Genomic DNA, 13,693 nt, shown 5'->3' with positions numbered 1-13,693 from the left:
TTCACCTCCCCACCTCTATATCCCATAAACAACCCCCCCCCCCCCCCCCAAACCCGGGGGGGCGCCCCCCCCCCGCGGGGGGGGCGCCCCCCCACCGGCCTTCGTGCAGCGGATCAGCCCGTTGATCAGCCTGACGGTCCTCCGAAGATGCCTCCGTTGCCGTTGGCATTGCCGTTGCTGTTGCCTTCCGTCTCCGTTGTCGTAGGCGTCGGCGACGAGGTCACGCCTCCGTCCGTGCCGCCGTTGTCGGAGCCGCCGATGTCATTGCACTGGAAGCCGAAGCATGTCTCGGTCGGCGTGGGCGTCGGCGAGGTCAGCGACTCGCTCGGCGTCGGACTCGGAGACGGGCTGGACTCCTCGGTCTCGGTCGGCGTAGGAGCAGCCGTCGGGGTCGGGATGTCGTTGATGATCTCGCCGATGGGCTCCGGGACCGGGAACGGCTCCGGCTTCTTGCCCTTCAGCGCCTGCTCCATGTAGTCGTGCCAGATCACGGACGGGAACGAGGCACCGTGGATCTTCTTCTGGTTGCCCGTGCCGTACATCTCCAGGAACTCGCGGTTCTGGTTCTTCTCGTTGTCGTCCAGCCGGAACATCGAGATCGCGGTCGACAGCTGCGGGGTGTAGCCCACGAACCAAGCGGAGCGGTTGCCGTCGGTCGTACCGGTCTTGCCGGCCACCTCCCGGCCGGTCAGCTGGGCGTTGGTACCCGTGCCCTTCTCGACCACGGTCTTCAGGACGTCCGTGACGTTGTCGGCCACCTGCGGGGTGAATGCCTCCTTGGTCACGGTCTTGTGGGTGTAGACCTCGCCGTCCTTGTCCGTGACCTGCTTGACCGAGAACGGGGAGCGCTGCTCTCCGCTGGTGGCGAAGGTGGCATACGCGCCGGCCATGCGGATCGCGCTGGGCTGAGACGTACCGATGGAGAAGGACGGGTAGTCGGTGCCGGTCAGGCTGCTCTCCAGGATGCCGGCGTCCACGGCCGACTCCTTCACCTTGTCCAGCCCGACGTCCATGCCGAGCTGCACGAAGGCGGAGTTCACCGACTCCCTCATCGCCTCACGAAGGTCGATCTGGTATTTCGGGGGACTGCCGAGCGACTGATCGCCGTCGTTGACCTGGTTCCACTCCTCCCCCTTCTCGTTGCGCCAGATCTCGCCCCTGTAGTCCCTGATCTTGAGCTTGTTCTTGCCGCTGTAAAAGCTCTTCGGCGAGACCTTGGTGCGCTCGTCCTGTGCCTGTTCAGCAAGGCCCTTGGGGTCCCGCACGCCCCACTTCATAGCGGCCGCGAGTACGAACGGTTTGAATGTCGAACCGACCTGGGCGCCGGTTTCGTCGGCGTTGTTGGTGAAGTGCTTCGTGGCGTCTTCACCGCCGTAGATGGCCTCGATAGCGCCAGTCGCAGGATTCACGGAGGCACCGCCGAACTGGACGTGGGTGTCTGTCTCCGGGCGTTCCTTGGGCTTGATGTTCGCCTTCTGGACCTTCTTGACAGACTTCTCCAGCTCATTGACCTTCTTCTTGTCGAAGGTCGTGTAGATCGAGTAACCGCCCTGTCGCAGCTTGTTTTCGGTGATCCCGGTCTCCTCACTGTTCCTGACCAGTGAGGAATTGGCCATGTCGACGAGGTAGCCGATCTGGCCGCTCAGCGCGGTGTTGAACCGCGGGTTCTGCACCTTGGGGAGCTTGGTGTACTTGGCCCGAGTCGTGGCGTCCAGATGCCCGTACTCGACCATCTTGTCGAGGGTGTCCTGCATCTGGACCGTGGCCCGCTTGCGGTTTGCCTCGGGGGTGGCCGCCGGATCGATGGAGACCGAACCTGCGGGGTCGTAGTACGTGGCGCCCTTGAGCATGGCGGCCAGGAAGGCGCACTCACCCTCGTTCAGCTTGATGGCGTCCTTGTTGAAGTACGCGCGCGCTGCCGCCTGGATCCCGTACGCGTTGCGTCCGTAATAGGCGGAGTTCAGGTAGCCCTCCATGATCTCGTCCTTCGACAACTTGGTGCCGACCTTGACGGAGATGAAGATCTCTTTGAACTTGCGCGAGATCGTCTGCGACTGGTCTCCCAGCCTCGCGTTCTTCACGTACTGCTGGGTGATGGTGGAACCACCCTGCGTCTCTCCACCGGTCGCCATGTTGAACACGGCGCGGGCGATGCCCTTCGGGTCGATGCCGCTGTCGGTGTAGAAGGTCTTGTTCTCCTGCGAGATCACGGCGTTCTGCATCGCCTTGGGGATCTGCGACAGGTTGACGATCTGCCGGTTCGTCTCACCACCGGTGGAGACCATCTCGGTCTTGTCGGACCAGTAGTAGACGTTGTTCTGCGCCTTGGCTGTCTCGTCGATCTGGGGGATACCCACCATGGCGTAACCGATACCGGCCACTGCCACCAGGCTCCCCAGGAAGCCGATGAACAGGCCCGTCACAAGCTTCCACGACGGCACCCAGCGCGCGACGCCGTACTTGCCCGCGCGCGGATAGTCGATGAATCGCTTCTTTCCGGGGTCAGCGGCACGCCCGTGGCCCCTGCCTGGACCGGTCGGCCCGCCCGGAGCGGCACGGCGGCCGCCCCGGCCCGGTTCGGCCGCTCTGCGGCGACCCCCACTTCTCTGGGCCGCGCGTCGTGCTTCGGCGCGGCCGCCGTACGGACGCTCTTCGTCTCCCGAACCGGTGGGACTCGACCCATACGAGTCGGAAGGGGATCCGGTGGCGCCTCGCGGTGCCGCTCGGCGACCGGAGGTCGCGCCGGACTGGCCGCGTCGGGCCGCGGCACGTCCGCCTCCCTGCGGCTGCGGCGGTTTGCGACGGTGCTCGCTCATCGAACGACTACTCCTCGGGCCGGCGCACCCCTGCGCGCCTGGCAACGGCGGCTGTTTTCCGGTCCCCCCGAAGTACGGATGTGGTCGGTTCCGCATTCACCCGTACTGCACCAAGGACAACGACGCCCTCATGGGCCGCTCGGTTCCCGGTGATGTGCATGGCGCACAGACTACGCACCGTCAAAGTCCGCCTAGCCCGGAACTTCACCCCAAATCAGGCAACTCGCTCCACATGAATCGTTGATGTGATCCCGTTCACCGTTCCCCCACTTGTCGCGTCCGGAAGGTCGTTCTATCGTCGTGATGTATCGAGTCGATACATCAGCGCGGCATACGACGAGGAGGCGAGGGGATGAGCCGACGTTCCGGGATCCTTGAGTTCGCCGTACTCGGACTGCTGCGCGAGTCCCCGATGCACGGCTACGAGCTGCGCAAACGACTCAATACATCGCTCGGCGTGTTCCGTGCGTTCAGCTACGGCACGCTCTATCCCTGCCTCAAGACGCTGGTCGCCAACGGCTGGTTGATCGAGGAGCCGGGGAACACCACCGAGGACGCTCTTGCCGCACCACTCGCGGGGCGTCGCGCCAAAATCGTCTACCGGTTGACGGCGGAAGGTAAGGAGCACTTCGAGGAACTGCTCTCGCAGACGGGGCCCGACGCGTACGAGGACGAGCACTTCGCTGCCCGATTTGCCTTCTTCGGACGCACACCACAGGACGTGCGCATGCGCGTGCTGGAGGGCCGTCGCAGCCGGCTGGAGGAGCGCCTTGAGAAGATGCGCGCCTCCCTGGCCCGCACCCGGGAGCGCCTCGACGACTACACGCTTGAGCTCCAGCGCCACGGGATGGAGTCCGTGGAGCGCGAAGTGCGCTGGCTGAACGAGCTCATCGAGAGCGAGCGGGCCGGGCGGGACCTGAACGGTTCCGCCTCCGGGGGGTCCGACTCGCGGGACACCACATCTGGAGCGCCGGGCGGCCTGCCCCGGCCGGGGGACGCCCCCCGGCCGGATACGCCCGGCGACACCGCCACGTGAGCGCCCACTCAGGGCCTCACTCGTACACACAGGGAGCAACCGGAATGGGTTCGGTTCGCGTAGCCGTCGTAGGCGTAGGCAACTGCGCCGCGTCGCTGGTTCAGGGAGTCGAGTACTACAAGGACGCCGACCCGGCGTCGAAGGTCCCCGGCCTCATGCACGTGCAGTTCGGCGACTACCACGTCCGTGATGTCGAGTTCGTCGCCGCCTTCGATGTCGACGCGAAGAAGGTCGGCCTCGACCTCGCCGACGCCATCGGTGCCAGCGAGAACAACACCATCAAGATCTGCGACGTGCCGCGCACCGGCGTGACCGTCCAGCGCGGCCACACCCTCGATGGCCTCGGCAAGTACTACCGCGAGACCATCGAGGAGTCCGCCGAGGCCCCGGTCGACGTCGTCCAGATCCTCAAGGACAAGCAGGTCGACGTCCTCGTCTGCTACCTGCCCGTCGGCTCCGAGGACGCGGCGAAGTTCTACGCCCAGTGCGCCATCGACGCCAAGGTCGCCTTCGTCAACGCCCTGCCGGTCTTCATCGCCGGTACGAAGGAGTGGGCGGACAAGTTCACCGAGGCGGGCGTCCCGATCGTCGGCGACGACATTAAGTCCCAGGTCGGCGCCACCATCACGCACCGCGTCATGGCGAAGCTGTTCGAGGACCGCGGTGTCGTCCTGGACCGCACCATGCAGCTGAACGTCGGCGGCAACATGGACTTCAAGAACATGCTGGAGCGCGACCGCCTGGAGTCCAAGAAGATCTCCAAGACGCAGGCCGTCACGTCCCAGATCCCCGACCGCGAGCTCGGCGAGAAGAACGTCCACATCGGCCCGTCCGACTACGTCGCCTGGCTCGACGACCGCAAGTGGGCCTACGTCCGCCTCGAAGGCCGCGCCTTCGGTGACGTCCCGCTGAACCTGGAGTACAAGCTTGAGGTCTGGGACTCCCCGAACTCCGCCGGCGTGATCATCGACGCCCTGCGCGCCGCGAAGATCGCCAAGGACCGGGGCATCGGCGGCCCGATCCTCTCCGCGTCCTCGTACTTCATGAAGTCCCCGCCGGTCCAGTACTTCGACGACCAGGCCCGCGAGAACGTCGAGAAGTTCATCAAGGGCGAAGTCGAGCGCTAGCGAGACCAGTTACCGCGCGCCGAGCACGAAGCGCCGCACCAGAACGCTCCTGCCAGAGCTGCCGAGGGTCCCCGGGTTGTACCGCCCGGGGACCCTTCCCATATGTGAGGCTGTGCCCCATGTCCGTCGTACGCGACCTGCGGGTCCTGCTGCGCTTCCGGAACTTCCGGCGCCTGCTCGTCGTACGCCTGCTCTCACAGGGCGCCGACGGCGTCTACCAGACCGCGCTCGCCACGTACGTCGTCTTCTCCCCGGAGAAACAGACCTCGGCCACCGCGATCGCCTCAGCGATGGCGGTACTCCTCCTTCCGTACTCCTTGGTGGGCCCTTTCTCCGGCGTCCTGCTGGACCGCTGGCGCCGCCGCCAGGTCCTGCTGTACGGCAGCCTGCTGCGTACCGTCCTGGCCTCGGCAACCGCAGCCCTGATCGTCACCCAGGTCCCGGACTGGCTCTTCTACGTCTCCGCCCTGTGCGTCACCGCCGTCAACCGCTTCGTCCTGGCCGGCCTGTCCGCCGCCCTGCCCCGCGTGGTCGACGAGGAGCGGCTCGTCATCGCCAACTCCCTCTCCCCGACCGCCGGAACACTCGCCGCGACCACGGGCGCCGGCCTGGCCTTCGTCGTACGGCTCGTGGTCTGGGACTCCGATGCCGCCGTGGTGCTCCTCGGAGCCGCCCTGTACCTGTGCGCGGGCCTGGCGGCACTGCGTATGGCACCGGAACTGCTCGGCCCCGATCGCGACTTGGTCCAGCCGCGCCTCGCGGCGGCCCTCTCCGGCACCGCACGCGATCTGGCGGCAGGGGTACGGCATCTCGCCGCTCCACAGCGCCGGGAGGCCGCCTGGGCGCTGTTCACGATGACTCTGATGCGCTTCTGCTACGGCGCCCTGCTGGTGATGCTGCTGATGCTCTGCCGCTACGCCTTCTCGTCCGACGCCGATGACGGACTCGCCCTGCTGGGGCTGGCGTTGGCCATCTCCGGCGCGGGATTCTTCGCCGCCGCAGTGGCAACCCCCTGGGCGGCCGGGCGGCTTGGCCCGGGCCGCTGGATCGCGGGGTGCGCGGCCGCAGCGGCGATCCTGGTGCCGGCGCTCGGTCTTCCGTTCGCCACAACTCCCATGCTGGCGGCGGCATTCGTCCTGGGTCTGATGACACAGGGGGCGAAGATCGCGACGGACACGATCGTGCAGACCTCGGTCGAGGATGGCTTCCGCGGCCGGATCTTCTCCGTCTACGACGTGCTGTTCAACGTCGCTTTCGTCAGCGCTGCCGGAGTGGCCGCACTGGTGCTACCGCCGGATGGCCGCTCGGGACCCCTCGTGGTCACGGTCGCCGTTATCTACGCGGCAGTTGCGGTGGCTATGACCCGCTTTGAGTACCGCTCTGTGTCACATCAATGACACAGGGCCACTCCCGGGTGAGGAGTTGTCAGTGGAGCCCGGTAGCTTACGTGGGTCTTATTTCGCGCCAATGTTCGCGATCACACAGCCATGTTCTAGGGGGACCCCAAGTGACAACTCCGCCGCCTCAGGGCAACCCATTCGCCCAGGGCCAGAACCCGTACGGACAGGGGCAGCAGCCCTACGGCCAGCCCCAGGGCCAGGCCCCGTACCCGCCCCAGGGCGGCTACCCGCAGCAGCCGGGCCAGCCGGGCTTTCCACCGCAGGGAGCGGCGCCGTATGCGCCGGTTCCGCCGCAGCAGCCTCGCCGCAGGGTCAGCTTCAAAACGATCAAGAACGTCGGCGCCGCCGTGATCGTCGGCATCATGCTCATCGTCGGCTACATCATCAGCCTGGACGACGCCGAGAACGCCGCGGTGGGCGACTGCCTGAAGTCCGCTTCAACGGCGACAGCCTCGAAGCCCCGCATGGAGGTCGTGGACTGCTCCTCCTCCGAGGCGGAGGGCAAGGTACTCAAGAAGATCGAGGGCACCTACACGTCGTTCACCGCCGAGAGCGAGTGCCGCAAGGTCAGTGGCGCCACCAGCTTCTACGCCCAGACCGGCGACGGCGACAACTTCCTGCTGTGCCTCTCGGCTGTCTGACCTGACCTCTCCGCGCATCGAGGGCTGTGTTTCACGTGAAACACAGCCCTCGATGCGTACCGCTCTCTATGGAACGGGGTCATGTTTCACGTGAAACATGACCCCGTGTCCACAACCGCTTCAGCTCTGCTCGACCCACCACTCCTTGAGTGCGGCCACCGCCTCGTCATGCTCCATCGGCCCGTTCTCCAGCCGCAGCTCAAGCATGTGCTTGTACGCGCTACCGATGACCGGGCCAGGACCGACGCCGAGGATCTCCATGATCTGGTTGCCGTCGAGGTCGGGGCGGATGGCGTCCAGCTCCTCCTGCTCCTGGAGCTGGGCGATCCGCTCCTCCAGGCCGTCGTAGGCGCGGGACAGCGCGGACGCCTTGCGCTTGTTCCGCGTGGTGCAGTCGGAGCGGGTCAGCTTGTGGAGTCGGTCGAGGAGAGGGCCGGCGTCACGGACGTAGCGGCGGACGGCGGAGTCCGTCCACTCTCCGGTGCCGTAGCCGTGGAAACGCAGGTGGAGCTCGACCAGACGTGAGACGTCCTTCACCAGCTCGTTGGAGTACTTGAGCGCCGTCATGCGCTTCTTGGTCATCTTCGCGCCGACCACCTCGTGGTGGTGGAACGAGACCCGGCCGTCCTGCTCGAAGCGACGGGTGCGCGGCTTGCCGATGTCGTGCAGCAGCGCGGCCAGCCGGAGAGTCAGGTCGGGACCGCTCTCCTCCAGCGCCATCGCCTGCTCCAGGACGATCAGCGTGTGCTCGTAGACGTCCTTGTGCCGGTGGTGCTCGTCACGCTCCAGCCGGAGGGCCGGCAGCTCGGGCAGCACGTGGTCCGCGAGCCCGGTATCGACCAGCAGCGTCAGGCCCTTGCGCGGGTGGGCGGAGAGAACGAGCTTGTTCAGCTCCTCCCGAACCCGCTCCGCCGAGACGATCTCGATACGCCCGGCCATCTCCTTCATGGCCGTCACCACCTCGGGAGCGACCTCGAAGTCGAGCTGCGCCGCGAAGCGTGCCGCCCGCATCATGCGCAGCGGGTCGTCCGAGAAGGACTCCTCGGGGGTCCCCGGCGTGCGCAGCACACGCTCCGCAAGGTCCTCCAGCCCGCCGTGCGGGTCGACGAACTCCTTCTCCGGCAGCGCGACAGCCATCGCGTTGACCGTGAAGTCCCGCCGGACGAGGTCCTCCTCGATGGAGTCGCCGTAGGACACCTCGGGCTTGCGCGAGGTCCGGTCGTACGCCTCCGAGCGGTAGGTCGTCACCTCGATCTGGAAGCATCGGTCAACGTCACCAACGCGGGCGTTCTTCTGGACACCGACCGTGCCGAAGGCGATCCCGACGTCCCACACCGCGTCGGCCCATGGGCGGACGATCTTCAGTACGTCCTCGGGGCGGGCGTCCGTCGTAAAGTCCAGGTCGTTGCCGAGCCGGCCGAGCAGCGCGTCCCGGACCGATCCGCCGACCAGGGCGAGTGAGAACCCGGCATCCTGGAATCGGCGGGCAAGGTCGTCGGCGACAGGGGCGACCCGCAGCAGTTCGCTCACCGCTCGGTGCTGCACCTGACTCAGGGCACTGGGCTTGTCTTCGTTGGCGTTCGGCACAACAGAAGAGGGTACGTGGCCACGGCGGCCGCGGGCGCCTCCATTAAACGTGCACACCGCGCGCACGGACACCTCTATCCATACGTGCACAAGGACTGCTCTTGAGGCACAGGGAAACGCTCCTCTTTATACCTGCACATACAGGACAGTCCGATGGGTGCGGCCCGATCTTGTGGACCACACCGCGGCACTTCCCCTCAGCGCGCATCGTTACCATGCGTGGACGCACATTCCGACGACCACTGACGACGACGAGGGACGGGCGAGCGCGTGGCCGAGGCGGCAGACTTCCAGGGGACGAGTGCCTCACCTGCCCGCCGGTGGCTGCGGCGGACAGGAACCCTGCTCGCCGCAGCGCCTCTACTGGCGGGCCTGCTCCAGCTGCCCACCGCGTCCCCTGTGCACGCCGCCGGGCAGGGCTCCCTGAAGGCCGCTGCCGGTTCGGACCCGGTATCCGTCGCCGTGGACTCGCTCACCCCGGCCGTCCCCGGCGAGGGCGACACGCTGACCGTGTCCGGCACGGTGACCAACGAGGGCAAGCAGGCCGTCACGGACGCCCATGTGGACCTGCGTCTGGGGCCGGCGCTGAACACGCGCTCCGACGTCGACGCGGCCGCCCAGCGCGGCGACTACCAGGACGGCCTCGACGGCACCCCGGTGGGCGGGAAGTACATCAAGAAGTTCGCCAAGCTCACCCCGGGCGTCGCCCAGCGCTTCAGCATCTCCGTGCCGGTCGACAAGCTGGACCTCGGCGGGGACGGCGTCTACCAGTTCGCCGCATCCCTGTCCGGCGAGACGTCCGCGCAGCCGTGGGAGAAGGTGCTCGGCATCCAGCGGACCTTCCTCCCGTGGCAGCCCGACGAGACCGACCCGAAGACCCGGACGACCGTGCTGTGGCCGCTCGTCTCCACCGCGCGCATGACGGCCCAGACGGGGTCGGACGAGTCGCAGACGCCGGTCTTCCACGACGACGACCTCGCCAAGGAGATCGCCCCGGGCGGCCGTCTGCAGCAGCTCGTGTCGCTGGGCAAGGAGCTCGACGTCACCTGGGTGATCGACCCCGATCTGCTGGCCTCCGTGGACGCGATGACGGAGAGCTACCGCATCCAGGGCGAGGGCGACACGACCACGGCGGGCACTCATCAGGGGGTCGCCAACCAGTGGCTGGCCGAGCTCCAGGAGGCGGTGCAGGACAAGGAAGTCGTCGCCCTGCCCTTCGGCGACCCCGACCTGGCCTCCCTCGCCCACAACGGCACGAACGTCACCGGCTCGCTGAGCCACCTCAAGGAGGCCACCGACGTCGCCGCCGACACGGTCGACTCGATCCTCCATGTGGAGGCGACCACCGACTTCGCCTGGCCCGTGAACGGCGCCGTCGACCCGTCCATCGTCAAGGTCGCCACCTCCGCCGGCGCGGACAAGGTGATCGCCCGCAACGACAGCCTGGTGGAGACGGGCGGCCTGCCCTACACGCCCTCCGCGGCCCGCCCCATCGGCGGCGGCACGACGGCGGTCGTCTCGGACGCGCGGATGTCGACGGTGTTCCAGGGCAACCTGACGAGGGCGTCGAGCTCGACGCTCGCCGTGCAGCGGTTCCTGGCCCAGAGCCTGGCCCTCAACCACCAGGCGGACAGACAGCGCAGCATCGTCGTCGCCCCGCAACGGATGCCTACGGCCAGCGAGGCCCAGGCAATGGCCGCGGCGGTGACGGCGCTCCAGGGCGGTACCTGGTCCCAGTCCCAGGAGCTCACGGCCGCCGCCACGGCCAAGCCGGACTCCGGAGCCACCACCAAGGTTCCGGCGGCGTCCAGTTACCCCTCCTCGCTGCGCAAGCAGGAGCTGCCGCGGGCGGCCTTCGAGCAGATCGAGACCACGCAGGACAAGCTCGACAAGTTCAAGGTGATCCTCACCCGCGAGTCCCGGGTCGTGACCCCCTTCGGGCGCGCCATGAACCGCGAGATGTCCACGTCGTGGCGCGGCCGTTCCGCGGACGCGGCCGACTACCGCAACACCGTCGAGGCGTACATCAACTCGCTGGTCGGCCAGGTCACGCTGATCGAGAAGTCCGACACCAAGCTCTCCGGACGCAGTGCCACGATCCCCGTGACCGTGCAGAACAACCTGGTGCAGGGCGTCGATCACCTGGTGCTGCGACTCACCTCGACCAGCCCGAGGCGCCTTGAGATCGATGGTGAGGCCTACTCCGAACAGCCGGTCTCGGTCTCCGGCGGACACAGCCAGACCGTGAAGTTCCCCACGTCGGCTCAGGCCAACGGCCAGGCCGAGGTGATCGCCCAGCTGTACACGGAGGACGGCCAGGCGTACGGCGCACCCGTCAGGTTCGACGTGAAGGTCACCGAGTTCACGGCCACCGTGATGCTGGTCATCGGCGGCGGCTTCCTCCTGCTCGTTCTCGCCGGGTTCCGTATGTACACGCAGCGCAAGCGCGCGGCGGCCCGCGAGGCCGAGGAGGACGGCGCCCAGGAGACGGGCGAGACGGACGGCGACCCGGAGAACCCGGAAGGCCCCGAGGACCGTCTCACGACCGAGAACCTTGTTGAGGAGGAGTCCGTCACCGGAACCCGGGCAGACGCCCCGGAGCAGCCGAGTGACCCGACACCGGACACCGCAGCGGAAAGCGCCGACCCGTCCGGCACGGGTGAGAGAGTGGACCGTTGAGCGAAGTCGTGGCCGGTGGGCCCGGGACGATGAGGTGGGGTAGCCATGAACGCGCCGTACGACGGTGACCGCGGCCAGGCCGCGGGCAGCTCGGGGCACCCCGAGGGCCCGCCGCCCGAGCCGGGCCAGGTGCCGCCGCAGCACCCCGCGGACATGTACCTCCAGGACGCCTACGACCAGGACCCCTACCGAGCCCAGGACCTCTCCACCCAGGACCCGGTCGCCGAAGCGCTCTACGACCGTTCCGCCCACCCGCCGCCCCCGCCGGGCACCTACCAGCCCCAGCAGCCGCTGTACGCCCAGCCGCCCCAGTCGCCGTACGCCCCCGACCCGAACGTGTGGGCCCAGACCCCGGCTCCCGAGCCGGACAGCCCGAGCCAGTACCTGCCGTACGGCGACGACCCCCGCACGACCCAGTACGTGGGCGTCGACGACCTCGTCACGCACTCCACCGAGGAGCGCCACGAGCACGACGCCTTCGCGCACCTCTTCCGTGACCAGCAGCAGGGCGGCCACCCCCACTACCAGCCGCCCACGGTCCCCGGCCCCTCGTCGGCCCCTGGCGAGCCCCCGCAGCAGGGGCCGACGCCGCCTCCCGCGGCAGAGGCCGGCGTGCCGGCATCCGCCCCCGCGCCGGCTCAGGCGCCCGCTGCGAAGAAGGGCGGGCGCGTCGGTGGACTGATGAAGTCGAGCGCCGTGATGGCGGCCGGCACGATGGTCTCCCGGCTCACCGGATTCGTCCGGTCCGCGATGATCATCGCGGCGTTGGGCGCCGGCTTCCTCGGCGACACCTTCCAGGTGGCGTACCAACTGCCGACGATGATCTACATCCTCACCGTCGGCGGTGGTCTCAACTCCGTCTTCGTTCCGCAGCTCGTCCGTGCCATGAAGGATGACGACGACGGCGGGGAGGCCTACGCCAACCGGCTGCTGACGCTCGTGATGGTGGCTCTCGCCGTACTCACCGCACTGGCGATGGCCGGTGCGCCGCTCCTGGTGCGCGTGCTGTCCAACCCCGTGGCGTCGGACCCCGCGGCGAACGACGTCGCCGTCACCTTCACCCAGTACTTCCTGCCCTCGATCTTCTTCATGGGCGTCCATGTGGTGATGGGGCAGATCCTCAACGCCCGCGGCAAGTTCGGCGCGATGATGTGGACCCCAGTCCTGAACAACATCGTCATCATCGTCACGCTCGGGATGTTCCTCTGGGTGTACGGCACCGCCAAGCACTCCGGCATGAGCGTCACGAGCATCCCGCCGGAGGGGCAGCGACTCCTCGGCATCGGGATCCTGCTGGGCCTCGTCGTCCAGGCGCTGGCCATGATCCCGTATCTGCGCGAGACCGGTTTCCGACTGCGGCTGCGGTTCGACTGGAAGGGCCACGGTCTCGGCAAGGCCGCGATGCTCGCCAAGTGGACAATCCTGTTCGTCCTCGCCAACCAGGCGGGTGCGCTCGTCGTCACCCAGCTGGCCACCGCCGCGGTGTCGGACACCGACATCGACGGCACCGGCTTCACCGCCTACGCCAACGCCCAGCTCATCTGGGGGCTCCCGCAGGCCATCATCACGGTCTCCCTGATGGCCGCGCTGCTGCCGCGCATCTCGCGCTCGGCCGCGGAGGACGACGCCGGCGCCGTCCGCGACGACATCTCCCAGGGGCTGCGCACGACCGCGGTCGCGATCGTCCCGATCTCCTTCGGCTTCCTCGCACTCGGCATCCCGATGTGCACGCTGATCTTCGGCCCGTCCGGCACCCAGGCGGCCACCAACATGGGCTTCATGCTGATGGCCTTCGCCCTCGGCCTGATCCCGTACTCCGTGCAGTACGTCGTCCTGCGCGCCTTCTACGCCTACGAGGACACGCGGACCCCCTTCTACAACACGGTCATCGTGGCAACCGTCAACGCGGCCGCCTCCGCCGTCTGCTACTTCGTCATCCCGGCCCGCTGGGCCGTGGTCGGCATGGCCGCCTCGTACGGCCTGGCCTACGCGATCGGCGTCGGCGTCGCCTGGGGCCGGCTGCGCAAGAAGCTCGGCGGCGACCTGGACGGTGCACGGGTGATGCGGACGTACGCCAGACTCTGCATCGCCTCGGTGCCCGCGGTACTGCTGAGCGGTGCGGCCTGCTACGGGATCGCCAAGACCCTCGGTCAGGGCGTCCTCGGCTCCTTCGCGGCTCTGTTGGGCGGCGGAGCCGTGCTGCTCGGGGTCTTCTTCATCGCCGCTCGCAGGATGCGTATCGAGGAGCTGAACTCCCTGGTCGGCATGGTTCGCGGACGCCTGGGTCGCTGAAGCAGGGGGTACGCGCACAACCATCGTCCGCCACCGTGTGTCGTGCATAGCGGCGGACTGTGGGCACAATTGGTTTCGGCGTCGGACGGCGCGCACGGTTGTCGGACGGCGCGCA

Annotated in this window: 8 protein-coding genes; 6 read left to right on the top strand and 2 right to left on the bottom strand. The window is 67.9% G+C overall.

The annotated features are described in order from the left end of the window. Positions 1–125: 125 nt before the first annotated feature. Positions 126–2,816: a transglycosylase domain-containing protein gene (locus tag ACFWYS_RS11165; RefSeq protein WP_384765861.1), complete on the bottom strand. Its 2,691-nt coding sequence runs from the start codon at positions 2,814–2,816 to the stop codon at positions 126–128. Positions 2,817–3,168: 352 nt separating this feature from the next. Between ACFWYS_RS11165 and ACFWYS_RS11160 the strand changes: the two genes are divergently transcribed. The 4 genes from ACFWYS_RS11160 to ACFWYS_RS11145 all read left to right on the top strand — a co-directional run bounded on the left by ACFWYS_RS11160 (position 3,169) and on the right by ACFWYS_RS11145 (position 7,020). Further along, a complete protein-coding gene (locus ACFWYS_RS11160; protein WP_384765859.1) occupies positions 3,169–3,852 on the top strand; it encodes a helix-turn-helix transcriptional regulator in 684 nt (227 codons plus the stop codon). Between the two features lie 44 nt (positions 3,853–3,896). After that, positions 3,897–4,979: an inositol-3-phosphate synthase gene (locus ACFWYS_RS11155; RefSeq protein WP_384765857.1), complete on the top strand. Its 1,083-nt coding sequence runs from the start codon at positions 3,897–3,899 to the stop codon at positions 4,977–4,979. Positions 4,980–5,098: 119 nt separating this feature from the next. Continuing rightward, entirely contained in the window at positions 5,099–6,376 is a 1,278-nt protein-coding gene (locus ACFWYS_RS11150; RefSeq protein WP_384765855.1) for an MFS transporter, read from the top strand. A 110-nt stretch (positions 6,377–6,486) separates the two neighbouring features. Continuing rightward, the gene (locus ACFWYS_RS11145; RefSeq protein ID WP_384765854.1) at positions 6,487–7,020 is read left to right on the top strand and encodes a hypothetical protein; all 534 of its coding nucleotides are present in this window, start codon (positions 6,487–6,489) and stop codon (positions 7,018–7,020) included. A 120-nt stretch (positions 7,021–7,140) separates the two neighbouring features. On the opposite strand, the gene ACFWYS_RS11140 is transcribed toward ACFWYS_RS11145, so the two are convergent. Then, entirely contained in the window at positions 7,141–8,607 is a 1,467-nt protein-coding gene (locus ACFWYS_RS11140) for a CCA tRNA nucleotidyltransferase (RefSeq protein ID WP_384765853.1), read from the bottom strand. A gap of 270 nt (positions 8,608–8,877) precedes the next feature. Here ACFWYS_RS11140 and ACFWYS_RS11135 point away from each other — a divergent pair, with 270 nt between their 5' ends. Together ACFWYS_RS11135 and murJ are read left to right on the top strand one after the other, a co-directional pair. Then, a complete protein-coding gene (locus ACFWYS_RS11135) occupies positions 8,878–11,286 on the top strand; it encodes a DUF6049 family protein (RefSeq protein ID WP_384765851.1) in 2,409 nt (802 codons plus the stop codon). A 45-nt stretch (positions 11,287–11,331) separates the two neighbouring features. Beyond that, on the top strand, positions 11,332–13,578 hold the full coding sequence (gene murJ / locus ACFWYS_RS11130) for a murein biosynthesis integral membrane protein MurJ (RefSeq protein ID WP_384765849.1): 2,247 nt from the start codon (positions 11,332–11,334) through the stop codon (positions 13,576–13,578). Positions 13,579–13,693: the final 115 nt, after the last annotated feature.

Origin of the sequence: Streptomyces sp. NPDC059010 (assembly GCF_042740355.1) — a bacterium.
Taxonomy (GTDB): Bacteria; Actinomycetota; Actinomycetes; order Streptomycetales; family Streptomycetaceae; genus Streptomyces.
Note: the sequence above shows the minus strand (reverse complement) of the source record. Positions and strands in the feature narration are given on the sequence as shown.